This is a genomic window from Olivibacter domesticus (assembly GCF_900109575.1).
GTDB lineage: Bacteria > Bacteroidota > Bacteroidia > Sphingobacteriales > Sphingobacteriaceae > Olivibacter > Olivibacter domesticus.
Genome location: NZ_FOAF01000003.1, coordinates 367331 through 392110, shown reverse-complemented (window position 1 = coordinate 392110; position 24780 = coordinate 367331). Strand labels below are relative to the sequence as shown.

The 24780-nt window shown below is 39.5% G+C and carries 17 protein-coding genes; 10 read left to right on the top strand and 7 right to left on the bottom strand.

Features of this window, described 5'->3' with window-relative positions; all coding sequences use genetic code 11:
* Positions 1-26: 26 nt before the first annotated feature.
* From BMY50_RS15910 to BMY50_RS15900, 3 genes are all read right to left on the bottom strand, one after another.
* Entirely contained in the window at positions 27-1526 is a 1500-nt protein-coding gene (locus BMY50_RS15910) for a sigma 54-interacting transcriptional regulator (protein ID WP_093326380.1), read from the bottom strand.
* 134 nt (positions 1527-1660) lie between these two features.
* Positions 1661-2758, bottom strand: a complete 1098-nt coding sequence (locus BMY50_RS15905) for a vWA domain-containing protein (RefSeq protein ID WP_093326379.1) — start codon at positions 2756-2758, stop codon at positions 1661-1663.
* A gap of 157 nt (positions 2759-2915) precedes the next feature.
* On the bottom strand, positions 2916-3959 hold the full coding sequence (locus tag BMY50_RS15900) for a Gfo/Idh/MocA family oxidoreductase (RefSeq protein ID WP_093326378.1): 1044 nt from the start codon (positions 3957-3959) through the stop codon (positions 2916-2918).
* Between the two features lie 133 nt (positions 3960-4092).
* On the opposite strand from BMY50_RS15900, the gene BMY50_RS15895 reads away from it, so the two are divergent.
* Positions 4093-4566 carry a (2Fe-2S)-binding protein gene (locus BMY50_RS15895; RefSeq protein WP_093326377.1) on the top strand — a complete coding sequence of 158 codons (474 nt, stop codon included), beginning with the start codon at positions 4093-4095 and terminating at the stop codon, positions 4564-4566.
* An 85-nt stretch (positions 4567-4651) separates the two neighbouring features.
* Entirely contained in the window at positions 4652-6829 is a 2178-nt protein-coding gene (locus BMY50_RS15890) for a xanthine dehydrogenase family protein molybdopterin-binding subunit (RefSeq protein WP_093326376.1), read from the top strand.
* An 18-nt stretch (positions 6830-6847) separates the two neighbouring features.
* Here BMY50_RS15890 and BMY50_RS15885 read toward each other — a convergent pair whose 3' ends face one another.
* From BMY50_RS15885 to BMY50_RS15875, 3 genes are all read right to left on the bottom strand, one after another.
* Positions 6848-7069 (bottom strand): VF530 family protein, encoded by a 222-nt coding sequence (locus BMY50_RS15885; protein ID WP_093326375.1) that lies wholly within the window; start codon positions 7067-7069, stop codon positions 6848-6850.
* Positions 7050-7925 (bottom strand): NAD(P)-dependent oxidoreductase, encoded by an 876-nt coding sequence (locus BMY50_RS15880; protein WP_093326374.1) that lies wholly within the window; start codon positions 7923-7925, stop codon positions 7050-7052. The genes BMY50_RS15885 and BMY50_RS15880 overlap by 20 nt, the downstream gene beginning before the upstream one ends.
* Before the next feature lie 154 nt (positions 7926-8079).
* A complete protein-coding gene (locus BMY50_RS15875; protein WP_238383792.1) occupies positions 8080-9297 on the bottom strand; it encodes an MFS transporter in 1218 nt (405 codons plus the stop codon).
* A 128-nt stretch (positions 9298-9425) separates the two neighbouring features.
* Here BMY50_RS15875 and BMY50_RS15870 point away from each other — a divergent pair, with 128 nt between their 5' ends.
* Together BMY50_RS15870 and BMY50_RS15865 are read left to right on the top strand one after the other, a co-directional pair.
* A complete protein-coding gene (locus tag BMY50_RS15870; RefSeq protein ID WP_093326373.1) occupies positions 9426-11594 on the top strand; it encodes a S9 family peptidase in 2169 nt (722 codons plus the stop codon).
* 60 nt (positions 11595-11654) lie between these two features.
* On the top strand, positions 11655-12737 hold the full coding sequence (locus BMY50_RS15865) for an aminotransferase class V-fold PLP-dependent enzyme (protein WP_093326372.1): 1083 nt from the start codon (positions 11655-11657) through the stop codon (positions 12735-12737).
* An 85-nt stretch (positions 12738-12822) separates the two neighbouring features.
* Here BMY50_RS15865 and BMY50_RS15860 read toward each other — a convergent pair whose 3' ends face one another.
* Positions 12823-14124, bottom strand: a complete 1302-nt coding sequence (locus BMY50_RS15860) for a WG repeat-containing protein (RefSeq protein WP_093326371.1) — start codon at positions 14122-14124, stop codon at positions 12823-12825.
* Positions 14125-14489: 365 nt separating this feature from the next.
* Between BMY50_RS15860 and BMY50_RS15855 the strand changes: the two genes are divergently transcribed.
* From BMY50_RS15855 to BMY50_RS15830, 6 genes are all read left to right on the top strand, one after another.
* Positions 14490-15758, top strand: a complete 1269-nt coding sequence (locus BMY50_RS15855) for a BamA/TamA family outer membrane protein (RefSeq protein WP_238383791.1) — start codon at positions 14490-14492, stop codon at positions 15756-15758.
* A gap of 243 nt (positions 15759-16001) precedes the next feature.
* Entirely contained in the window at positions 16002-16217 is a 216-nt protein-coding gene (locus tag BMY50_RS15850) for a helix-turn-helix transcriptional regulator (RefSeq protein WP_093326369.1), read from the top strand.
* Positions 16218-16261: 44 nt separating this feature from the next.
* Positions 16262-16918, top strand: coding sequence for a hypothetical protein (locus BMY50_RS15845; RefSeq protein ID WP_093326368.1), 657 nt, complete (start codon positions 16262-16264; stop codon positions 16916-16918).
* Between the two features lie 418 nt (positions 16919-17336).
* Positions 17337-19730, top strand: a complete 2394-nt coding sequence (locus tag BMY50_RS15840; RefSeq protein WP_238383790.1) for an ABC transporter permease — start codon at positions 17337-17339, stop codon at positions 19728-19730.
* Positions 19731-19806: 76 nt separating this feature from the next.
* Entirely contained in the window at positions 19807-22251 is a 2445-nt protein-coding gene (locus BMY50_RS15835; RefSeq protein WP_093326366.1) for an ABC transporter permease, read from the top strand.
* Between the two features lie 115 nt (positions 22252-22366).
* A complete protein-coding gene (locus BMY50_RS15830; protein WP_093326365.1) occupies positions 22367-24751 on the top strand; it encodes an ABC transporter permease in 2385 nt (794 codons plus the stop codon).
* Positions 24752-24780: the final 29 nt, after the last annotated feature.

The window sequence follows — 24780 nt, the reverse complement described above, 5'->3', positions numbered from 1 at the left end:
TTTGGCTGCTTTGTGAGGTTACATCTTTACCTAAAATCTTCGTCATCTAAATTATCTTCGTCATCTTGCTCAAACGACGAGTTAAAAAGACTTCCAAACATATCAGAAAAAGCAAATCCACCGCTTAGATAATTTTTACTTAGCTGAGAATACTCTGCCAAACCATGTATCACGAATTCCATTAAAAGCAATTCCTGATTTTCTGTGAGATTTTTATGCAACCCTTGCACCACCGTTTTAAGTCCAGGTACGTGTATTAGTATTTTTTTATATTGGTCCACAGATAAGGCATCGGTTAAATCAAGTTTATTACCAGTGGTAAACCAATCGATAATTTCTTGATACGGATTCGTGGATTTCGTTTTCTTTATTTTTTCAGGGTCTGGAAAATATTGCACAAATAGGGTCCGTAGTGCACTCCCTATTAATTTATTTGCTACATGTATAGGCCCCTCCAGCTCTCCCTCGTAAACGAGCTCAATTTTACCTGTAATAGCTGGTATAATTCCAGTGAGGTCTGCAATACGAGCGAAAGTTTTCTCCTCCCTATTTAACAACATACGTCTTTCAGCTGTACTTACAAGATTTTCATAAGCTGAAATCGTTAATCGGGCGGAAACTCCCGACTTCTGATCGATAAACTCGCTTTTCCGTGCTTCAAAAGCTATCTGCTCCACTAAATTTTTCAATAGGCCATCTACCTCAATTTTAGTTCGCTGTTCGGGCGATAACCTTGCTTCCTGAAAAGTTATTGCTCTGGAAATATCAATTGTTTTTGGATAGTGCGTTAATATTTGGCTTTCTATTCTATCTTTTAAAGGCGTTACAATAGAACCCCGATTAGTGTAGTCTTCCGGGTTTGCAGTAAAAACAAACTGTATATCTAATGGCAAGCGCAATTTGAATCCTCTAATTTGAATATCTTTCTCTTGAAGCATGTTAAACAATGCCACCTGTATTCTGGCTTGTAAATCTGGAAGCTCATTTATAACAAAAATACCGCGATGTGCACGAGGAATTAAACCAAAATGTATGACACGCTCATCATTATACGTAAGCTTATGAGTCGCGGCTTTTATAGGGTCTACATCGCCAACCAGATCAGCTACTGTTACATCAGGTGTTGCTAGTTTTTCGGTATATCGCTCAGATCGATGCAACCAGGCAATAGGCGTGGCATCGCCCTTTATTTTTATTTCCTCTTTTGCAAACCAGGAAATCGGATTTAATGGATCATCAAATATTTCACTTCCTTCAACATAAGGGACATACTCATCCAATAAATTAATCATCAATCGCGCGATGCGCGTTTTTGCCTGACCGCGTAAGCCTAATAACAGCACATTATGTCGCGAAAGAATTGCCGTTTGTAATTCAGGTATAACCGTTTCGTCATAGCCAAGTACTCCTTCAAAACCTTCTTCACGTTCTTGCAGCTGCTTAATTAAATTTTCCCTTAATTCTTCTTTAACCGATCTACTTTTATATCCCGATGATTTTAATTCACCTAATGTCTTAATTGTCATATTAATTCTTTTAATCAGTCAATTTCAGATTTTAGCTATCAGAAATCAGCCGCACAAGCTCATCTACTATTTAACTATTATTCTACTTAACGATTTAACCCTTGACTCATCATTACATTAATCCATTAGCCAATTCATCTTACCGTTCTTCTTCTATTTCTTATATAATCCTCAAAGATGTATTCGCCTAATCCGTTTAAAGAACTATAAAAAGCTTTTCCTCCATTCACTTGTGTAAACTGTCTTACAAACTGCTGCAAATAAGGGTCCTTCGCTATCATAAATGTGGTAATAGGAACATTCAGGCGTTTACATTGCGCTGCCATGGTAAGAGTTTTGTTGACTACTTTCCTATCTAAGCCCATACTATTTTTATAATAACGTCCATTTTCTTTTAGACAGGTTGGTTTACCATCTGTAATCATGAAGATTTGCTTATTATGCGTCTTTCTTCTTCTCAGCAGATCGGTAGCAAGTTCTAAACCGGCATAGGTATTTGTATGGTATGGCCCTACTTGCAAGTATGGTAGATCCTTCAGACTAATGGGCCAAGCGTCGTTACCAAACACCACTATATCTAAAGTGTCTTTAGGATACCGCGTTCTAATCAATTCAGCCAGTGCCATGGCTACCTTCTTCGCAGGTGTAATACGGTCCTCGCCATATAATATCATGCTGTGCGAGATATCAATCATCAACACAGTAGAAGTAAGTGTTTTGTAATCTCTTTCTTCTACCTCCAAGTCACGTTCAGTCAATGTAAAGTTATTCAGCCCATGATTGATCTGTGCGTTGTGAATAGAGGCTGTCATATCAATCTGATCTAAACTATCGCCGTATTGGTACTCTCGGCGATCGGCATTTTTCTCTTCTCCAAGGCCACTTTTGTTACTATTGTGGTTCCCTTTTCCTGATTTCTTGAGCTTCCCGAAGATTTCTTCCAGCGCAGATTGACGGATTGTCTGTTCCGTTTTGGCCGTTATTTTAAAACTTCCATCGGTAGGATTTTCCGTTAGATATCCTTTATTTTTCAGATCTTCAATAAAATCACCCATGCCATAATCATCATTGGTAAGATTGTATTGCTTATCAAGCTCGTTCATCCATGCCAATGCTTCCTCAGCATCTCCCGCTGTATAATTCAGCAACTGTCCAAAAAGCTTCAACAGGTTGTCAAATCCACCCTTTGGTGTTTCATCTGGCTGAAAATCTGTAAAACGGAAGCCTCTCATACCTTGTTCTCCTTTTTAACCTTAACGTTTTATCGAAGATAATAGTTTCTAACGATAATTTTTCTAAGCAGGGTGTCATTTTATAGCCCTATTCCAGAAATCCCGGCAAGCACAATTTCTTAAAACACGCTACTTGCATGTTAACCAAAGGCAAAAATTAAAGCTTCACTATCTGCCCATCTTTTGCACTTTTTAATGCCGCCTCAATAATCTTCATGGTTTGCACACCTTCGGTAGCAGTTACTGGTTCCGAACTATCATTTACAATAGCCTGGTATACCCCCTCATAAAAATCAAGGTAGTTCCCTTTTTCAGATGGAATCTTTTCAGTAAATTCCTTTCCATCCTTTTCCGCATGCAATACCCCCCATTCTTTTTCAGGCTCTGCGCACCAATCGGTATTATTAGGTTTTTCACCCGCTAATAACCTATCTTCTTGCTGATCTGCCCTGTTTTTTAAGAAAGAACCTTTTTTACCATGTACAATGTAAGAGGGGGCCATTTCTCTTGCCAGAAAGCCGCCTTTTAGTCGAACCCTCTTATCATTATAATAAAGAATAAGCTCAAAGTAATCATTTACCCTTGAGTTGGTACGCATAATTGCGAGATCGGCAAAAATAGCCTTTGGGTAACCGAAAAGGAATAAAGCTTGATCGATCATGTGGGGCCCACGATCCCGTATCAGTCCGGCTGCAGGAGATGGTTCCTCCAAATGTGCTTTTGTATTTAATGCAGGGAGATATGCTTCATACGAAAAAGTAACCTCTACAATTTCACCTAGAATATCTGAGTCGATGATTTTCTTAACTGTTTTAAAATCGCTGTCCCACCTCCTATTTTGGAAAACAGCCAATTTAAGTCCTTTCTCTTTTGCGAGCTTCTCTAATTCTTCCGCCTCTGCGGCTGTAATTGTAAACGCCTTCTCAACCACTGCGTGTTTTCCTGCTTCAAGTACTTTTTTTGTAAAGTCATAATGCGTTCCAGTTGGCGTATTAACAACTACGAGCTCAACATCATTGTCTTCCAATATGGATTCAAGAGAAGGGTAACTTTTTACCAAAGGATAATCATTTTGAATCAGCTTTTTGCTACGTTCCCAAGATCCTGTGAGTTCAAATGCTGGATGTAAATCAATAAAAGGGGCATGAAAAACATTTCCTGACATGCCATAAGATAGTAACGCGGTTTTAATTATATGCATCGATAATATTTTACTGGTTCTCTTTCAAACCTATGATATTTTTTCGACTTTTTCCACCTCCTTAAAACAAATTTGCTGATAGTCAGTTAAATAATTAAACCATCTGTGACATAAACCTAAAACATTTTACACTATGGCAAAAATCACATTGTTTGTAAATGAAAAAGACCATGTTCTTAACATTTCTCCGGATACGCCCTTGCTTTACGTATTACGCAATAACTTAGCCTTAAATGCGCCTAAGTATGGTTGCGGTATTGAACGGTGCGGTTCATGCATGGTATTAATGGATAACGAGGCCATGCCGTCCTGCATACGTCCATGTTCCTCTTTGACTCAAACAAAAATAATCACGCTAGAGGGACTAGGTAATCCAACTAATCTTCATCCGGTACAAGCAGCATTTATGGAAGAACAGGCGGCACAATGCGGTTACTGTCTGAATGGAATGATCATATCCGCCAAGGCGCTATTAGACAGGAATTTGGACCCGAGCGATACTGAAATCCGCGCAGCTTTGGAACGAGTATTATGTCGATGCGGTACGCACTCACGTATTGTAAAAGCAGTAAAAAACGCCGCTAAAAAAATGAGACTGAATGCATGAACCGTTCATGCGACCAATGGATAAAAGACCACTTAGCGGTTCATGAGTGCCAATAGTAAATAGAATTGACGAATAATTTTTACGGATGAAAAGAAAGACTTTTTTAAAACAAACCAGCTCCCTACTCATAAGTTTTAACCTTTTCCCACTAGGCAGCTGTTTTGATACTGGAAACAATAATGGGCTAAACCTTCATGGCGACCCTAATACTATTAATGCTTGGCTTCAACTAAACCGTCAGGGAAAGATTACACTTTTTACGGGCAAGATGGAATTGGGACAAGGTATTCGGATAGCATTAAAACAGATTGCAGCCGAAGAATTAGATGTAGATATCAAAAGGATTAACATTATAATCGCCGACACAGGGCAAACACCCGATGAAGGTTATACGGTAGGGAGCGGATCCATAGAAGGTAGTGGTATGGCTATTCGACAAGCTGCTGCTGAAGCCAGATTACTTTTGTTGGAACAAGCAAGCCAAAAATTACAGCGCTCTATCCGAGAACTTCAAGTTAAGGATGGCGTGGTCCAATTTATTAATGATCCTACTATCAGCGTTAGCTATTGGGAGCTTCTAAAAGGAAGGGCACTGAACGGAAAAATAACAGGAAACGCTCCACCTAAAGACGCCCGTGAATACCAACTTATTGGAACATCCATTCCCCGTGACGATATCGTGAACATGGTAACAGGACAGTCCGCCTACGTGCATGATATACGTTTACCGGGGATGATTCACGCTCGCGTGGTTAGACCCCCTTCCTATGGTGCCGAATTACGATCGTTTCCGAAAAGCAAAATTATGGCGATGGATGGAGTTATTGATATTATTAAAAATGGAAGCTTTTTGGCCGTAGTTGCACAAGAAGAATATACCGCAATCAAAGCATGGAATATATTACGCAAAGAGAGTACATGGAACACAAAAAGATTATTACCCCTGCAAGCCAATTTATTTGACGACATGCTTCATTATAAAGGCAAGCAACAGATTGTCGAAGAAATAAGTGGAAATCAGCAAAACATGATGCATCAACACGAAGCCTTGTACAAAAGCCCCTATCATATGCATGCTTCAATTGGTCCGTCATGTGCTCTAGCAAAATGGGAATCAGACCAACTTACTGTATGGACCCATAGCCAAGGAGTATATCCATTAAGAAAAAGCCTGGCTGGTTTGTTGAATATTCCTGAACAGAAAATACGTGTGATCGGTGTGCCCGGCGCTGGCTGTTATGGACATAATGGAGCGGATGATGTAGCCGCAGATGCCACTTTGATTGCTTATCATTTGCCAGGTAAGGCCGTAAGAGTCCAATGGATGCGTGAAGATGAACACATGTGGGAGCCCTACGGTTCGGCAATGGCCATCAAAATAAAAGGGAGTATTAACAATAATGGAAAGATGTCAGCCTGGCATACCGATCTTTGGTCAGACACGCACAGTACGAGACCTGGCGGAAAAGCCTCACATCTTCTTGCCGCTCAGTATGTAGAACCTAAATTGACCATGGAGCAAGGTGACATTTCAGGAGGTGCCTCGCGCAATGCACTCCCCCTTTATAATATCCCAACGATGAAAGTAGTTGCACATGCGTACCAAGGACCTCTACGTACCTCTGCCCTGAGAAGTTTAGGCGCCTATGCCAATATTTTCGCTTTGGAATCTTTTATAGATGAACTAGCATTCTTGGCCCAAAGAGACCCATTACACTTTAGAATTGACCATATCAATGATCCAAGGGCCTTAGAAGTACTCCGTATTGTTACTGAAAAAACCGCTTGGAGTACTCGTACTAAAAAACAAGATACGGGTTTAGGTTTAGCTTTTGCACAATATAAAAATCGTGCAGCTTACTTTGCTGTAGTTGCTGAAATTACAATAGATAAGGCAAAAAAGGAGTTTAAGGTCAAAAAATTAACCGGCGCAATAGACGCAGGCCAAGCAATAAATATAGACGGTTTAAAAAACCAAACAGAAGGAGGCATGATACAGTCGGCCAGCTGGTCATTATTTGAACAGGTCGACTATTCTGATGAGGGCGTAAGCAGTAATACCTGGGATAGCTATCCCATAATGCGCTTTACAGCTATACCCGATATAGAGGTTGTCGTTATAAACCGCCCCACAGAAAAACCTTTGGGTGCGGGTGAGGCAGCTCAAGGACCTACTGTAGCAGCGATTGCTAACGCCATTTTTGCCGCTACTGGCACCCGGATACGAGATTTACCTTTAAGTTCAAAAAAAGTAAATTGGTAGATAATTACCTTATTTAGGCTAAGCGCGACTAAATGTTTCTACATAAAGATCTTCCACTTTTTTCCTTGCCCAGGGTGTTCTCCTTAAAAAGTGCAAACTTGATTTTATTGTTGGATCATTAGCAAAACAATTAATCCGTACAATGCGGGCAAGTTCCGTCCAGCCATAATGATCATATAGCTCGGTAATCACCCTTTCTAAGGTAACACCATGCAGTGGGTTATTGGGCTGTTGTTCCATCAGTATTTTCCAAATACTTAATAATAGCCATTACATCCTCTTCACCAAGTCCTTTTTCCAAGGCTTGCTTATATGCATCTGCTAGTGGTGCTGAAAGAGGGTAATCAATGCCTTGCTCCCTTGCCAAACGTATATCTTTAGCCATATGCTTCAACGCAAAGGCAGCAGAAAAATCCCCCGAAAGAATAGAAGGAGTTTTTAAACGAGTTATTGCACTTCCACAGGCGCCTTCATTAATTATACGTAACATATCTGCCGGTTTGATATCGTTTTTTTTAGCGAAAAGAACAGTTTCAGCCAAACCTTGTAACGTTAATGCCAAAAAATAGTTGATGGCCAGCTTGGCGTTAGCTCCCGCACCCGCTCCACCAAGAAACAGTGCAGTTTTTCCTAGTTGTTCAAAAAGCGGTTGAGCTCTACGGAAATCTTCCTCCTCGCCTGCTGCAAGAATGATTAAAGTACCTTCTTCCGCCGGTTTTACACTACCAGAAACCGGGGCTTCCAAAAAGCGGGCTCCAACGGCCTTGCTCATTTCCGACAGCTCGTCGGAGGTCTTAGGTGATACCGTGCTCATGTTAATAAATAGCTTTCCTGAAGCCTTACAATTTAACAATCCGCCTTCACCTAAATAAATTCCCTTTACCGCTTGATCATCTGATAACATCGTAAAGATAATATCACTTTCGTCACAAAGAAGTGGAATATTTTCAGAGAAGATAGCGCCCTCTTCAATAAGCTTATCGGCCTTAGAAGCCGTGCGATTATAAACATTTACCGTATAACCGCCTTTAAGTAAATTTTTCGCCATAGGGATCCCCATGTTCCCCAAGCCTATCCATCCAGTTTTTTCAGGCATAATTTATATAAGTTTAAGCTTATCTATTTAATAGCTGCACGCATTTATAGACAAACTTAGATAAATTGCATTTCATATGCAAAATACACGGATTGTATATGGAATGCAATTTCTTAACAAGCTACAGGGAAAATTGTTCAATTATGCGCAGGTCTTAAACGCAGTTACATTCGGTGCTACTGCAATTTAACACCATTTCTTTTTCGGCGCTTACACCTTCAACAGACGACATCGACTTTCTTTTATTAAAGGCAAAAGCGAATAATGCTCCGCTGAAAGCCATAGCGGCTCCTACTATTGCAGGCCATGTATAATCAAAATGATATACCAATGGTAGCCCCCCTAAAAATGCTCCTAAAGCATTTCCAATATTAAAGCTTGCCTGACTAACAGAAGCGGCAATCATCTCTGCTCCTTTTGCTGTATTTATCATTAGCATCTGGATAGGTGCCGCCAAGGCAAAAGCAATCGCGCCCGTAACAAATGTCATGACAAGGGCTATGACAGGATTAAAGGAAATATAATGTACAACGATAAGTGTTACAGCCATTGCGATAAGGAGTGTAGCTGACGCCTTTCCCGGAGAAAAGCGATCTGCTAAAATCCCCCCAATAAGATTGCCCACCATCATACCTGTTCCTGCCAACATTAAAATATAAGTAACTGCGTTTTCAGAAAATCCAGCAACACTCGTCATCATTGGTGCTATATAGCTATACCAGCAGAACAAACCTCCTGTACCTATTGATATCATCAATATAATTAGCCATGCTTCTGTTTTCTTAAAGAAGTTAAGCTCATTTTTTAAATTCCGGTCTGTATTTGCCGACAAAGCCGGCAACAATGCTTTTAAGCTAAAGATTGTTACTAGACCAACTGCCACAACGATAGCAAAAGAGAAGCGCCATGAAAAGTTGTGCCCAATGTATGTTCCAAGTGGTACCCCTGCAATATTAGCAATCGTAAGTCCTAAAAACATTAATGAAACCGCTTGTGCTTCCTTACCCTTTGCTGCAATGCGACTGGCAACAACCGATCCCACACCAAAGAATGCGCCATGGGGCAATCCTGAAAGTAAACGAGCAATAAACAAGGAATTGAAATCAGGGGCAAAAGCAGAAAAAGCATTAAATGCCGTAAACATCACCATCAAGGCGATTAAAATATTCTTGGGAGGATATTTCCCCGCAATAGCAACTAATAGCGGTGCGCCTATTACCACCCCCAAGGCATAGGCCGAAATTAAATACCCTGCTTGAGGTATGGATACCGAAAGATCTTTCGCGATATCTGGCAATAATCCCATCATCACAAACTCTGTAATACCGATACCTAAACCACCTAAGGTTAATGGAAGTAAGTTTTTGTTCATAAGCAACTTAGTGTTTTAAATACACTATGCAAAGGTAGCGTATTCATAACCAAATTGTATGCCTTTATGAAATAAATAGCTAAGTTTGTTTCATATTTACACAGAAAAAACAATTAAACCATTTACACATGAAATCAGCCGCTCTTTTGCTAACATTAGCATTAGGTTGCAATACTATTTGTGCCCAACAAAAGCAGTTTACCATAGACGAAGCCACCCTGGGTATGCAGACAAGTTTGGCAGCAGAAAACATCAAGCAATTATCATGGATTCCAGGAGAAAACACACTAGCACATATTGTAAAAACCAATTACGGTGAAGCATTTATTAGCAAATCCATTCCTTCACAGCAGGTAGACACATTATTACGTCTTCCGGCAGTCAACCAATCTCTATTTGGCAAGTCGGCACTCAAGGCTTTCCCTCCTTTACAATGGGTGGATGCCAATACACTTTATTTCGAATGGCAGCGTCGTTACTTTATTGCTTCCAAACAAGGTAAAGAATGGCAGGCTGCTACTTGGTTAACTCTTCCGGAAAATGCAGAAAACGCATCGGTAGAACCAAACACAAAACAGCTAGCTTATACGCACGGCAATAATCTTTTCTTGGTGAATAATCTTGGAAAAACCATTCAGGTTACGAAAGACCTTGATGGCGACATTGTAAATGGACAATCTGTACATCGACAGGAATTTGGCATAGACCATGGTATTTTCTTTTCACCCAAAGGTAATTATTTGGCTTTTTACCGAATGGATCAACGTATGGTAGAAAACTATCCGCTTATAAACTGGGACGACACTCCTGCAACAGTACACTACACTAAATATCCTTTCGCAGGCCGTACTTCTCATGAGGTAACACTTGGGGTGTATAACCCAAAAACAGAACAGACAACCTTTTTACAAACGGGTGAACCCAAAGATCATTATCTTACGTGTGTAACATGGAGCCCAGATGAGAAATTCATTTATGTTGCTATTCTAAATCGCGAACAAAACCATCTTTGGCTAAATCAATATGATGCACAACATGGAAATTTTATCAAAACACTCTTTGAAGAATCAGACCCCAAATATGTGCAACCCATTCATACGTTACATTTCCTGCCTGGAAAAACCGATGAGTTCGTTTGGTGGAGCCAGCGAGATGGTTTTATGCACTTATATAGATATGATATTAATGGTAAACTCTTGAATCAAATCACAAAGGGCGATTGGCTCGTGAATGAAATAAGCGGAGTAAATGCCAATAAAAAGACTCTTTACATTACCTCCACTAAGGACTCTCCTATGGAAAAACATCTTTATGCGGTGAATTGGGAGAATGGCAAAATGGAACGATTAGATCATGATGCTGGCGTTCACCAAATTTCTATTAACAGTAATGGAACTTACGGAATAGATAATTGGAGCAACGGCACCATACCTCGAGTAATTGATGTAATAAGCACCGAGAAAAAATGGAAACAGCGTTTACTTACGGCCGCAAACACATTGGAAGGTTATCAACGTCCTAAAATTGAAGACGTAACATTAAAAGCAGAAGATAATACTCCTTTATATGGAAAGCTTATTTATCCAACTAATTTTGATGCTACCAAAAAATACCCTGTAATCGTATACCTCTATAACGGACCAAATGTACAACTCTTATCAAATAGTTTTCCCGCCAGTGGAAATCTATGGTATGAATATATGGCACAAAGAGGATATCTGGTGTTTAGCATGGATGGTCGTGGAAGTAGCAATAGGGGTTTAAGATTCGAGCAAGCTACGTTTAGGCATTTAGGTACCGTAGAGATGGCCGATCAAATGCAAGGCGTTAATTATTTAACCTCTTTACCTTTTGTTGATGTGAAGCGGATGGGCATACATGGCTGGAGTTATGGGGGGTTTATGACCACCTCTTTCATGTTACGTAAACCAGATGTATTCAAAGTGGGAGTAGCAGGCGGCCCCGTAATGGATTGGAAAATGTATGAAGCTATGTATACGGAGCGTTATATGGACAGCCCCCAAGAAAACCCTCATGGCTACGAAGAAGCTAATTTATTGGATAAAACAAAAGATTTAAAGGGCAAGCTTCTATTAATTCATGGGACAATGGATAGTACAGTCGTGTGGCAACATTCGATCAAATTTCTTAAGGAAGCTATAAAAACAAGAACACAGATAGACTATTTTGTTTACCCTGGTTATGAACATAATGTTCGCGGCTATGATAGGATACATTTAATGCAAAAAATTAGTGATTACTTTGACCTCTATCTTAAGTCGGAAACTGCTGAGTAAAGCATACATTTTACATTTCACTTACGCAATTAATTACCGAAACAAAATATCTTTGATTATATGACAGAGATCCGAAATCAATTTCCCCTATTGGCAAAAACTACTTATGTCAACACGCCAGGTTCAGGTATACTCTCCAAAGATATTTTGGAATGGCGGAGACAGCACGATGAAAACTATTTTAATGCCGGAAGTGCCTTTCGGATAAACCAAGAAAGTTTTCATCAAGGTGTCAAACAAAGCTTGGCAGATTTTTTTAATGCGAACGTTCAATATACTTTTTTGGTGCCAAATTTTTCATTTGGCATGAATACGTTCTTAGCAGGTTTGAGCCGCTCGGAGCGTTTTCTTCTATTGCAGGAAGATTATCCTTCAGTCAACTATGCGGTAGAGAGTAGAGGCTTTACAACGGATTACCTTCAGATTGACGAACAGCTGGAAGAAAATATAATTGCCAAAATTGAACGTTTTAAGCCAACTGTCTTTGCCTTTAGTTTGGTACAATATATCAGTGGTATTAAACTGGATTTTGATTTTATTAAACAACTTAAAAAGCAATATCCCGCTATTTTATTTATTGCCGATGGCACCCAATTCTGCGGCACGGAATCTTTTGATTTTGAAGCATCGGGACTTGACTTCTTAGGCTCCAGCGGCTATAAATGGATGCTTTCCGGTTATGGAAACGGCTTTGTCTTTTTAAAAGAAGGGGTCTTAAGTCGCCTATACGCAGACGTACCCAAACATGCTATGCCTACAGAGCCTTTTTTAAAGGGGCGAGGAGTTTTATCGTTATACTTTGAACCCGGCCATCTGGATACATTGGTATTCGGAACCCTGCAACAATCCATTCTGTCTTTTCAGAGGCTTGGCATGAATAATATCGAAAACCTTATTAAAAAGTTAAGTAAAAAGGCGAAAGAAGCCTTTGCCGAAAGAGACCTATTGGCTCCTTCCGTAGTAGAAAGAACGGATCATTCTTCCATATACAACCTCAAACTTAATGGTAATACTTACGAAAAACTGAGTACCGAAGGGGTTATCTGTCTTCCTAGAGGTGGCGGGATCCGGGTAGGTTTTCACCTGTACAATACGGAAGAAGATCTTGAAAAGATATTATCGGTTATTGATCGTCAGCGCTAAAACAACATATTTTTCTATTTCCGTCTATCCGGAAAAATATAATAGCGGCCTGTTTACAATGCCGCTATTAATTGTTATACAAAAACTAATTCACCTTTTTTCCTTCTTTATCGATATAAAACGCTTGTTCATCCTTTTTAACCCAGGCCTTCCCTTCAAGAAATATTTCCACCTCGTCGTAAACAAATGGAATAACCACCTTTCCACTTTCATTTACAAAACCATATTTTCCATCTTTCTGAGTAAAGGCTAAACCATCAACAAAGAGCGACCCTGTTTGGTAAGCTGGTTGAAGAATCATTTTATTAGCAGTATCTATTAAACCATATAAACCATCTTTCTTAACCCAAATGCGACTTTCGGAAGCTATAAAGGCATCTTCATATTGCATCGGTATTACTTCTTTTCCAACTTTGTTGATAACACCATATTTTCCATCGCGTGAGGCCGGTGCTAAACCTGCGGTGTATCCATAACGGTCATGGTAGCGTGGTTCCACGATAATATTTCCTTCGGTATCTTCTACTCCCCACAGCTCCCCATCGTCCGTCCAACGATAACCTTCAGCCAGTTCATAATCCTCGGCCCCTGCGTCTGCCGCCACGGCAGTATCTGCAACTGCATCGTCAGCTCCGTTATACGCAAATCCCTCTTCTATCGTGTAATCTGCCGGTACTGTAAATAATGTATCATCTACCAAGGTCTCTTTAAGGGATGCCGCTTTAATTCCTACATTCATCCCGTTGGTAGTAGTAGAAATTTGAAGAGCCATCCCTGGAACATCTTCCAAATAGCTATATTCACCCCAGAATAATTTAGGCAAATTTTCAGCGTACCAAATAGTAATATCCTGCTTAACATCACCAACGGTAATTCCAAGTAAAGCTTTTTTACAGGCAAAACCGGCAATCTCACTTGTTTCATCCGTTAAACGAACCTTGGCATCTGCAGTACTTATCTCCACCATGCTATCCCCTTGCATTTCTGTGCTTACTTTAGGAGTGGCTAGCGGTACCTTATAAGCTGTTTTTGTTGGTGCATAAATATTGTAAGAAGAACTATCCTCGAGATCACTAACCTGCAGAGATGCGATCAATCCCTTCTGTTCTACACGCATTTTTGTTTTGGTAACGTAGGCCCTTAATATCGGCTCACCTTCTTTCGTTCCACTCATTGCTTTACCGAGCTCCATCATAGCCACCATCTTCTTCTCGTCCTCCGTCATCTGTTCCGGATTTTTTGTCGGCATGTCAAAGGCCATTTCATAATCCGCCATCCAAGCTTTCACTTTTTTGATTTCTTGCGATTGTGCTATGTTAAAAGCTGCAACACTGATAAGTACAGTCGCAAAAAATACGCGGTACATTTGAGAATTTTTGTGATTCATAAATTTTAAAGAAACAACAAAATTACTTTGTAGAAGTATTATTTGGTATAACTGGAAACAGGGATTTTATACCTTAAGACCTCCGCACAACTTACCCATTTTTTTAATTTTATTTAACTAAAAACCAATATATTATCCTATAATATATAAGTTTCTTAACCGAAAGAACAAACCAACGTTCGTGTTTTATTGTTATTCATTTCATACCAAATTAATTTATTAGTAGCGTAAACGATTTATCATCGTTATATCAAGGGATAAAAACTGTTAAATCGCTTTATTATCTACTAAAAATAAATTATGTTTGGGAAGGATAGACGAAGAACCACGTGTCTTTTAATGATTTATAGATGGGGAAGGCTTACATGAGAAACTACCTTTTTGTTACGAATAAGTATTTGCTATGCGTTAAACTTATTGCTTTTTCTTTTATTCTGGCGTTTGTATCAAACACCTGTTTTGCGCAACGTCCAGGTTATGAATTAGAACCCTCGCGTTCAAAAGCCGATACCACCAAACAGAGAGATTTGATAGATCTCGGAAAAGACCTATTAAATATTGACCCGCCGAGAGGGCCTGATAGCAGCGGTAAAACTCTCTATTTCTCATTTTTACCTTTTTCCACAACAGTGCCTGGGGGAGGGCAGGCGCTTATCACTTCCACTACCGCGGGCTTTTATACCGGTAATCGTAAAACTACACACATGTCTCGGGTATCATTTACTCCTTATACCAATTTTAAAGGTCGTTTTGGTCTTCCCATACGATCGTACGTTTGGTTAAAGAATAATGAATGGGTAATTATGGGGGATACACGTTTAATGAAGTACCCACAATACACTTGGGGTTTAGGCAAGCAACATGAAGGCGATGATAAGCTACTAGTAGATTATACTTACTTTCGGTTCTACCAGCATGCCTTACGAAAAATCTGCGATGGCATGTTTGCGGGTATTGGTTATAACTTGGATTATCGTGTAAATATTGACGCGGAGAAAGATGGAGTTTTGCTAAAAGATTATACAGGTTATCAATACGGCACGGACGACTTTGGAAGAAGTCTTTCTTCCGGATTAAGCTTTAACATTCTTTACGACACCCGTTCAAATTCGATAAATCCAATGGATGGCTATTACGCCTATTTCCAGTACCGCTTAAATCCAAGCTTCTTGGGAAGTGATAATACCTGGAGTTCCGTTTATCTTGATCTGAGAAAGTACTTACGTTTCACTGAAGATCCAAATCGGCAAAATATGCTCGGTATTTGGGGATACTATTGGTCGGTATTAGACAGAAAAGTACCTTATCTCGATCTTCCTAGTGTTGGTTGGGATGTTTATAATCGCTCTGGTAGGGGCTTCGATCAAAACCGATTTAGAGGTAGGCATTTAATTTACTTAGAAGCAGAATATAGAAGAGATATTACGAATAATGGTTTGTTAGGTTTTGTCTTATTTACCAACGCAAATACCGTTTCAGGTGTAAACAGTCAGATTTTAAAAGACTGGAACCAAGCCATTGGAGGTGGACTCCGGATTAAATTCAATAAGAGCTCAGGGACAAATATAGCCATTGATTTTGGAAAGAGTAAGGGATTTTCTGGTTTTCAGGTAGGATTGGATGAGGTATTTTAACACAACATATTGGTTATTCGTTATTGGTTGTTCGTTGTTAAGTACCAAGTACCAAAAATAATCGGTACCACTTGCTTTATAGTCGATGTTTTTATGCTTTCAAAAGCCCTCTATTTAATCTTTATCTCATAATTTGATTTATACAAGAACTTTGCTGCGACTAGCTTTTTTGCTTCCTATGCATTGCACTTTTCACTTTCTTTTACGTATATTGCACATAAATACGCTCTGAAAAAAGTTTTTATGGACAAAAAAGTATACAATCGTATTAAAGCCGTATTAGCAGAACAAGGAAGGACAAACAAATGGTTAGCTGAAACGCTAGATAGAAACATCAATACTGTTTCTAAATGGAGCACTAACAAAATGCAACCAACAGTAGAATCACTCTTTGAGATCGCTGACGCGCTTCAAGTTGATGTACGCAACCTCCTTATTTCTACCAAAAAGGAAAGTTGATTACTAACAACAACTAGTTATTAATTGCTCATATTTAGATATAAATGAATTACAAGTTAGGTGATTTTGTACGCTTTGTCGAAGAAGACCATGAAGGACATATAACCAAAATCATAAGTGATGAATTGGTTGAGGTTACTGGTGAAGATGGTTTTGAAATACCCGTTCAGACAGCCAAAATAACAAAGGTGTATGGACAGCAAAGTCGTAAAGAAATCGATTTTGATGAGGAAGATAAAAACCCCATCACGCAAGCTGGCCCATTTATAGCAGAAGGAATTTTCCTTGCCATAACAGGTGATCAAAAACAAAATATTGGTACATTTTATTTAGTCAACGAAACTTCTTATGAGCTTTTAGTAAGCTTGAGCACTGAAAAAGCACATCAAGGAATAGGCGAATATGCCGGCATCCTTTCTCCCAAAAGCACACAGAAGATTTATACGGCAAAAATAAGTGAGGTGAGCAGCTGGCCCTTATTTGATTTTAAATTTTTATTTCATACCTCTCAACTTCGAGCATTAAAACAACCATTGGAAATAGCTAAACGCATTAAGCCCTTCGATTTGTCGGATTCGAAAAAACACGTGCCTCTCCTAAATGATAGGGCATGGCTTATCAGATTAGACGAAGATGAAATAAAAATTGATGCTGACAGGTTAAAAGAAAGCTTTTTTAGCCATCGGCCGGAGAAAAAATAATCTCCATTGGCAAAACCTTCATGTACTAGCCAACATCGAACAATCAACAATGTAATTATTGGCTGTTCGATTCCGTACACTTTTCTGTTCGAAAATGAACAACCCTCCTTCCTTAAAAAATACTAATTATCTACATATCAATAACTTACCCCTTTGGATATATAATTGGTATCATCTTCATTACATAAACTTTCAGACAAAAAGGATCGCTTTTAGGATATGGTAATTGCTTATTAGTTGCTCGTCATAGCTTATTGGGCAGAATAAAGAAAGAAGACATATGTATCAAGACACAAGACAGTTTATGCTGTTATAAATATCTTGATACTTGATACTTGATACTTGATACTTGATACTTGATACTATTATGATAAAAAATTATATAAAAATAGCCTGGCGGAATCTTTTAAAACATAGAATGTATTCAGCCATTAAAATTGGAGGCTTTGCATTCAGTATAGCTGCCTGCATACTCATTAGCCTTTATATTATTCACGAAACCGATTACGATAATACCTATCCAGATGGTGACAGGATTTATAGAGTGGTCGGTTCCTTCAATGACAAGGGAACCATTAGGAAGGGAACCTCTTTTCAGGCACCTTTAAGCAAAGTGATACAGGCCGACCTTCCTGAAATAGAACAAGCAGGTAGGCTGTTACCCAATGCGCTATTTTACGGAGCAGGCAGTAATCAGGTAACTACAGAAAACAGCCCTGTTAGTATTCATGAAGAAGGTTTCACGTATATGGATCAGGAATTAATGGATATTTTACAGCTACCGATGATTGCTGGCGAACGTAAAGAAGCCCTAAAGGACCCATATAGCCTTGTCATCACCAAAAGTAAAGCAGCTAAATATTTTGCAGGAAAAAATCCCATAGGAAAAATTATTTATCTGAATGGAAATAAAGCGGCGCCCTATACGGTGAAAGGTGTGATTGAGGATTTTCCTTCGACCTCCCACCTAAATGCCTTTAATTTTTTATTAACATTAAAAGGTGTAGAATTTTATCCCGGAGAACAGGAAAATTGGGGCGCTACCAATTATCCTATCTACCTAAAATTAAAGAAAGGAACAAATTCGCAGCAATTTGAAAAGAAGCTAACGCAACACGTTAGAAATAAGTATTGGATTCCAAATTTAGAAGAGTCGGGAAATATCAGAGCTGTTCAAGTTTGGGGTTCTATCACGCTTGCTCTACAACCTATCAATCAAATACATCTGTACTCCTCAGATATTGAAGACTACAAGCAGATTCAACAGGGAGACATCAAATTTGTATGGCTATTTGGTGGAATTGCTGGCTTTATCTTGTTAATTGCCTGCATCAACTTTATCAATCTTTCTACTGCTAAATCTGCCAATAGAGCGAAAGAAGTAGGCTTACGCAAAGTGGTTGGTTCTTATAGGAAAAGCTTAATAGTACAGTTTTTGACAGAATCGATTCTCTACAGTGCTTTATCTTTTACCGTTGGACTCCTACTAGCTTGGCTTTTTCTTCCTTTATTTAACATGCTGGCAGGAAAAGACCTGACTTTCCCTTGGATGCAGTGGCAATTGTTACCCATACTTTTCGTTTCGGCCTTGATAGTAGGCCTGTTTGCAGGCATCTATCCTTCCTTTTACTTATCTGGTTTCAGACCTATCACCGTCCTAAAAGGACAGATAAGCCGTGGATCCAAAAACCCCATTCTTAGAAATGGATTGGTAATTTTTCAATTCGTGACTTCCATTATGTTGATCATTGGAACGCTTATCATCAATGGGCAAATGAATTTCATTTTAAATAAGAAGATTGGCTTTGATAAGGATCAAGTGATCATTTTACATGGAACAAACACCCTTGGTGACCAGATAAAAACATTAAAAGAAGAACTTCAAAAATTACCGGAAGTGAAAAGTGCTTCTGTGAGCGACTATCTGCCTGTACGCATGGAAGGCGTCAAAAGAAATGGAAACAGCTTTTGGAAGGAGGGTAAAACGAAAGAGGATGCTGCAGCAAGTGGTCAGTTTTGGGGTATCGACGAAAATTACATCCCCACATTAGGCATGAAGTTAGTTGAAGGTCGTAATTTCTCGAAAGACCTAGCCACCGATTCACAGTCCGTTATTATTAATCAAAAATTGGCTAAGGATCTTGGCCTTAAAAATCCAATTGGCGCCCGAATAACAAATGGCAACGTATTTACAGTGATTGGCGTAGTAGCAGATTTTAACTTTGAATCGCTTAAGGATGAAATGAATGGGTTATGCATGGCACTCGGCAACAGCCCAACGATGCTATCCATTAAAGTAAACAGCCAAGATATGACTTCAACTATGCAGGCAATCTCCGCTGTGTGGAAAAAGTTTTCGCCCGACCAAGCCATTCGCTATACTTTCCTCGATGAAGGCTATGCCAATATGTACGCAGATGTGAAACGTACGGGTAATATCTTTACCAGCTTTGCAGTGCTAGCAATATTCATTGCCTGTTTAGGTCTATTCGGTTTAGCCGCTTTTACCACCGAACAACGCACAAAAGAGATAGGAATAAGAAAGGTATTAGGTGCCAGTATTAATGGTATTGTCCAATTATTATCTAAAGACTTTATAAGACTTGTGTTTGTCGCCATTGTCATCGCCTCACCAATAGCCTGGTGGGCGATGAACAAATGGCTAGAAGATTTTGCCTATAAAATAGAGATTCAATGGTGGGTCTTCGCCATAGCAGGAATGACTGCCATTATCATTGCTTTAATAACAGTGAGTTTTCAAGCGATCAAAGCAGCGGTAGCCAATCCAACGAAATCGTTGAGGAGTGAATAAATTAGTTGTTGGTTCTTCGTTAGTGGTTATTCGCCATTCCTTAACTAAGAACTAACAACGGATAACGTACAAAATTATGCTGAAAAACTATATAAAAATCGCTTGGCGGAATCTTTTAAAATATAAAATGTATTCGACCATTAAAATTGGAGGTTTTGCTTTTAGTATAGCTGCCTGTATTTTGATAGGAATTTACATTCGGCATGAGCTTGACTACGATAACACCTATCCCGATAGTGATAGAATCTACAGAGTGGTTGGAGAAGAAAATGATCAAGGACAGATTTCCAAAGGAACAGCATTTCCAGCCCCACTGAATAAGGCCATTCAAGCAGATCTCCCCGACGTTGAATTTGCTGGTCGCTTAATGCCAAATGATTTGTTCTACGGGGCAGGCAGTAATCAGGTTACTACCAGTGAAAATCCCGAAAGTATCTACGAAGAAGGCTTTACATATATTGACCAGTCACTACTTGATCTACTTCAGCTTCCAATGACATATGGAAAACGGGACCATGCATTGGATAATCCGAACACGATGGTCATAACGCAACGAAAAGCAGAAAAGTTTTTCCCGGGTCAAAATCCTATCGGAAAAATTATTTACTTAAATAACAACCATAAAATTCCCTATACGATTAGCGGGGTAATAAGAGATTTTCCCTCAGCTTCTCATTTACACAACTATGATTTCCTTTTAACCCTTTCGGGGATAAGTTTCTATAACGGGGAGCAGGATAACTGGAATGCCAGTAATTACGTGGGTTATTTAAAACTAAAAAAAGGCACAGACTCAAAAATTTTTGAAAAGAAACTAACTACTCAAATCCTTCAAAAATATGTCATACCAGTGATGACTGCAAATGGAATAAAAAACCCTGAAAAAGAAGCAAGTAAAGTTAGGCTTTCATTGCAACCTGTAAAAGACATACATCTACATTCGGCCGATATTGATGATTATAAACATGTACCAAGGGGCGACATTCGTTATATTTGGCTCTTCGGTGGCGTGGCGTTATTCATTCTGTTTATCGCTTGTATAAACTTTATCAACCTATCCACAGCAAAATCTGCCAGCCGAGCCAAAGAAGTAGGTTTCCGCAAAGTAGTAGGTTCCTATCGTAGTGGATTAGTGAATCAATTTCTTACGGAATCGATGCTTTATAGCTTCCTGTCTATTTTAGTGGGCATTTTATTCGCCTGGCTATTCCTACCCATTTTTAACGAAATCTCAGGAAAAACGCTGATCTTTCCATGGGCAGATTGGTGGCTCCTTCCTTCGGCAATTTGTACAGCTTTATTGATTGGATTAATCGCCGGTATTTATCCAGCTTTTTATCTTTCTAGTTTTAGACCCATACAGGTACTAAAAGGTAATTTCAGTAAGGGCGCCAAAAATCCAATGCTTCGGAACGGGCTTGTCATCTTCCAGTTTGCAGCATCCGTTTTACTTATTATATGTACAATGGTTATCAATGGCCAAATGCAGTATATCCTAAATAAGAAAATCGGTTTCGATAAAGATCATGTAGTGATACTACATGGCACAAACACACTTGAAAGTAATATAAGCACTTTTAAAGATGAAATCAAAAAATTACCAGATGTAGTAAACGCAACGATTGGTGATTATATGCCTATCAGGATGAGTGGTGTAAAGCGTAATGGTAATGGCTTTAACCGGGTTGACAAGCGCTTGGAAGTGGGTAACGTTCAAGGGCAGTTTTGGCAGGTAGATGAGGATTACATCAATACGCTGGGTATGCAACTTGCTGCCGGACGGAATTTTTCCAAAGCCATGGCCACCGATTCTCAGTCGGTTATCATTAACGAAAGTATGGCTAAATCCCTCCAATTGAAGGATCCTATTGGTGCTCAAATAACTAACGGAACGACATATACTGTCGTTGGCGTGGTGAAGGATTTCTATTTTGAATCATTAAAGGGCAATGTCATTCCATTATGCATGAGCTTGGCCAAAAGCCCCACCATGGTAGCCGTTAAAGTAAAAGGTACCGACCTAGATAAAACTATTCAACGTATTTCTTCCGTTTGGAAATCTTTCTCACCGCATCAAGCTATTCGTTATACCTTTCTAGATGAGGGGTATGCCAACATGTACAGCGACGTAAACCGAACGGGGAACATTTTCACGAGCTTCGCGGTATTAGCTATATTCATTGCTTGCTTAGGTTTATTTGGTTTGGCGGCCTTCACCACTGAACAGCGCACAAAGGAGATTGGCATCCGGAAGGTCCTGGGGGCGAGTGTAAACGGCATTATACAACTGCTATCTAAGGATTTTATATTGCTTGTCTTCATTGCCATTGTAATCGCTTCACCAATAGCGTGGTGGGCCATGAATAAATGGTTAGAAGATTTTGCAAATCACATCAATATTGATTGGTGGGTATTTGCATTAGCGGGTTTAGTTGCGATTGTAATCGCCTTATTTACGGTGAGTTTCCAAGCTATTAAAGCCGCTTTGGCCAATCCGGTAAAATCGTTGAGAAGTGAATAAATCAGTTACGAGTTATCAGTTGCCAGTTATGAGCTTGACTGAACTCACAACTATAAGAAGAGGTTAAAACCATCCGCCGACTGGCGGATAGCTGAAGCACCATAAAACATACACGATGCTGAAAAACTATTTCAAAATTGCTTGGAGGAACTTGTTAAAAAACAAGAAGTCTTCTTTTATTAACATTGCCGGGCTCGCTATGGGGATGGCTGTATTTATCTTAATTGCGTTATGGATCTGGGATGAGTTATCGTATAACAACTATTTTAAAAATTATGAGCGCATCGGGCAGATCGTGCAAACCCAAAAATGGAATGGTGAAATATACTCAGGGGTAGCGATTCCTAAGCCTTTAGGACCTGAATTAAAAGCCAATTACAATGATAACTTTGACTACATAGCTATGGCCTCATGGGAAGGAGAGCACATCCTTTCGCATCATGATAAAAATCTGACGCAGGGTGGCATCTATATAGATGTTGACGGTCCAAAAATGCTTTCCTTAAAGTTATTGCAAGGGAGTATCGACGGTTTGAAAGATCCGAATAGCATTATGCTTTCCCAGTCGACAGCCAAAGCGTTCTTCGGAGACAAAAATCCAATCAATGAGCTTATGAAAATTGACCAAAAGCTTGATGTGAAGGTAACAGCTGTTTATGAAGACTCCCCTTATAATACAACGTTTAGAAACCTTCAGTTTATAGCTCCATGGGAGCTCTATGTCACGTCCGAAGCTTGGATTAAACGTGCAGAAACACAATGGGGCAATAACTCGTTTCAATTATTTGCCCAGATCAAAGAAGGCAGCTCTTTCGAAATAGTTAATAAAAATATTGCAAATGCCAAGTTGAACAAGGTTTCTGAGGAGGATAAAAAGTTTCATGCCCAGATCCTTTTGCACCCAATGAAAGACTGGCATTTAAGAAACGAATGGAAAGAAGGGAAAGTGGTTGGTGGCCTCATCGAATATGTTAAACTTTTCAGTTTAATAGGCGTGTTTGTACTACTATTGGCCTGTATTAACTTTATGAACCTGAGCACAGCCCGCTCGGAACGAAGGGCCAAAGAAGTAGGTGTCAGAAAAACGGTGGGGTCTCCAAAAAAAGATCTGGTTTTTCAATTTCTAAGCGAGTCTGTTCTTATCGCCTTTATTGCCTTTTTTCTTTCCATTCTACTTGTTGTACTAGCTTTACCTTGGTTTAATGAGGTTGCCGATAAGAAAATATCCATTTTATGGACCAACGGCTGGTTCTGGGCGTATGGGATGCTATTCACCCTATTAACCGGTATAATCGCAGGAAGCTATCCCGCTTTTTACCTCTCTTCTTTCAATCCTTTAGCGGTATTAAAAGGTACCTTCAAAGTAGGCAAATCGGCTGCCATACCACGCAGAGTATTGGTGACCATACAGTTTACCATCTCCATCGCTCTTATTATCGGAACGATTATCGTCTTTCGCCAGATTCAATATACCAAAGACCGACCAGTAGGTTATAACAGAGAACGTTTGATGATGATTAATATGAAGACGCCAGATTTTTACGGAAAGTTTGAGGTATTGCGAGCTGCGCTGAAAGAAAAAGGTGTTATCGAAGAGTTATCCGAATCCTCTAGTCCGCTTACAGGCGTATGGTCCAATAGTGGAGGTTTTGATTGGGAAGGTAAAGACCCTGATCTTTCTACCGACTTTGCTACGATCTGGGTGACACATGAATTTGGTAAGACGGTCGACTGGCGCATTAAAGAAGGAAGAGATTTTTCAAGGTCTTTCGCTACCGATTCAGCAGCTATCGTCATTAATGAAGCCGCCGTAAAATTCATGGGTATAAAAAATCCGATAGGTAAAATGGTTAAGTGGAGCGGCATGAACCTTCGCGTGGTTGGTATTGTAAACGACTTGATTATGGATTCTCCGTTTAATCCGGTAAAGCAAACTGTTTATTTATTAAATTATGATAATGTAACCTGGATCAATTTAAAGCTGAATCCACAAAAAAGCATGGCAGAATGCCTTCCCATTATTGAAAACACTTTCAAAGAAGTGATTCCAAATGCCCCATTTGATTACAAGTTTGCGGATACGGAATATGCCGCAAAATTTGCACAAGAAGAGCGGATAGGAAAACTGGCTACTTTCTTTGCTTCGCTGGCCATCATCATCAGCGCCTTAGGCGTGTTTGGCCTGGCCTCCTTTACAGCAGAACAACGCACAAAGGAAATTGGCATACGCAAAATCATCGGTGCCAACCTCTTTCAATTATGGCAATTGTTATCCAAAGATTTTGTCTTGTTAGTAGGGATATCCTGTCTCGTTGCAATCCCCATTTCTTATTATCTTTTAAATGAATGGTTGCAAAAATATACATATCGGACAGACATCTCTTGGTGGATTTTTGCCTCTGCTGCGATAGGAACCATTGTTTTAACAATTATTATTGTCAGTTTTCAAACAATTAAAGCGGCAAGAGCCAACCCTGTGAAATCATTGAGAAGTGAATAAATTAGTTGTTGGTTCTTCGTTATTGGTTA

What these genes read in the sequence shown, in the direction of transcription:
- BMY50_RS15910 (WP_093326380.1), bottom strand. Translation starts at nt 1,526, where the DNA reads ATGACAATTAAGACATTAGGTGAATTAAAATCATCGGGATATAAAAGT.
- BMY50_RS15905 (WP_093326379.1), bottom strand. Translation starts at nt 2,758, where the DNA reads ATGAGAGGCTTCCGTTTTACAGATTTTCAGCCAGATGAAACACCAAAG.
- BMY50_RS15900 (WP_093326378.1), bottom strand. Translation starts at nt 3,959, where the DNA reads ATGCATATAATTAAAACCGCGTTACTATCTTATGGCATGTCAGGAAAT.
- BMY50_RS15895 (WP_093326377.1), top strand. Translation starts at nt 4,093, where the DNA reads ATGGCAAAAATCACATTGTTTGTAAATGAAAAAGACCATGTTCTTAAC.
- BMY50_RS15890 (WP_093326376.1), top strand. Translation starts at nt 4,652, where the DNA reads ATGAAAAGAAAGACTTTTTTAAAACAAACCAGCTCCCTACTCATAAGT.
- BMY50_RS15885 (WP_093326375.1), bottom strand. Translation starts at nt 7,069, where the DNA reads ATGGAACAACAGCCCAATAACCCACTGCATGGTGTTACCTTAGAAAGG.
- BMY50_RS15880 (WP_093326374.1), bottom strand. Translation starts at nt 7,925, where the DNA reads ATGCCTGAAAAAACTGGATGGATAGGCTTGGGGAACATGGGGATCCCT.
- BMY50_RS15875 (WP_238383792.1), bottom strand. Translation starts at nt 9,297, where the DNA reads ATGAACAAAAACTTACTTCCATTAACCTTAGGTGGTTTAGGTATCGGT.
- BMY50_RS15870 (WP_093326373.1), top strand. Translation starts at nt 9,426, where the DNA reads ATGAAATCAGCCGCTCTTTTGCTAACATTAGCATTAGGTTGCAATACT.
- BMY50_RS15865 (WP_093326372.1), top strand. Translation starts at nt 11,655, where the DNA reads ATGACAGAGATCCGAAATCAATTTCCCCTATTGGCAAAAACTACTTAT.
- BMY50_RS15860 (WP_093326371.1), bottom strand. Translation starts at nt 14,124, where the DNA reads ATGAATCACAAAAATTCTCAAATGTACCGCGTATTTTTTGCGACTGTA.
- BMY50_RS15855 (WP_238383791.1), top strand. Translation starts at nt 14,490, where the DNA reads ATGAGAAACTACCTTTTTGTTACGAATAAGTATTTGCTATGCGTTAAA.
- BMY50_RS15850 (WP_093326369.1), top strand. Translation starts at nt 16,002, where the DNA reads ATGGACAAAAAAGTATACAATCGTATTAAAGCCGTATTAGCAGAACAA.
- BMY50_RS15845 (WP_093326368.1), top strand. Translation starts at nt 16,262, where the DNA reads ATGAATTACAAGTTAGGTGATTTTGTACGCTTTGTCGAAGAAGACCAT.
- BMY50_RS15840 (WP_238383790.1), top strand. Translation starts at nt 17,337, where the DNA reads ATGTATTCAGCCATTAAAATTGGAGGCTTTGCATTCAGTATAGCTGCC.
- BMY50_RS15835 (WP_093326366.1), top strand. Translation starts at nt 19,807, where the DNA reads ATGCTGAAAAACTATATAAAAATCGCTTGGCGGAATCTTTTAAAATAT.
- BMY50_RS15830 (WP_093326365.1), top strand. Translation starts at nt 22,367, where the DNA reads ATGCTGAAAAACTATTTCAAAATTGCTTGGAGGAACTTGTTAAAAAAC.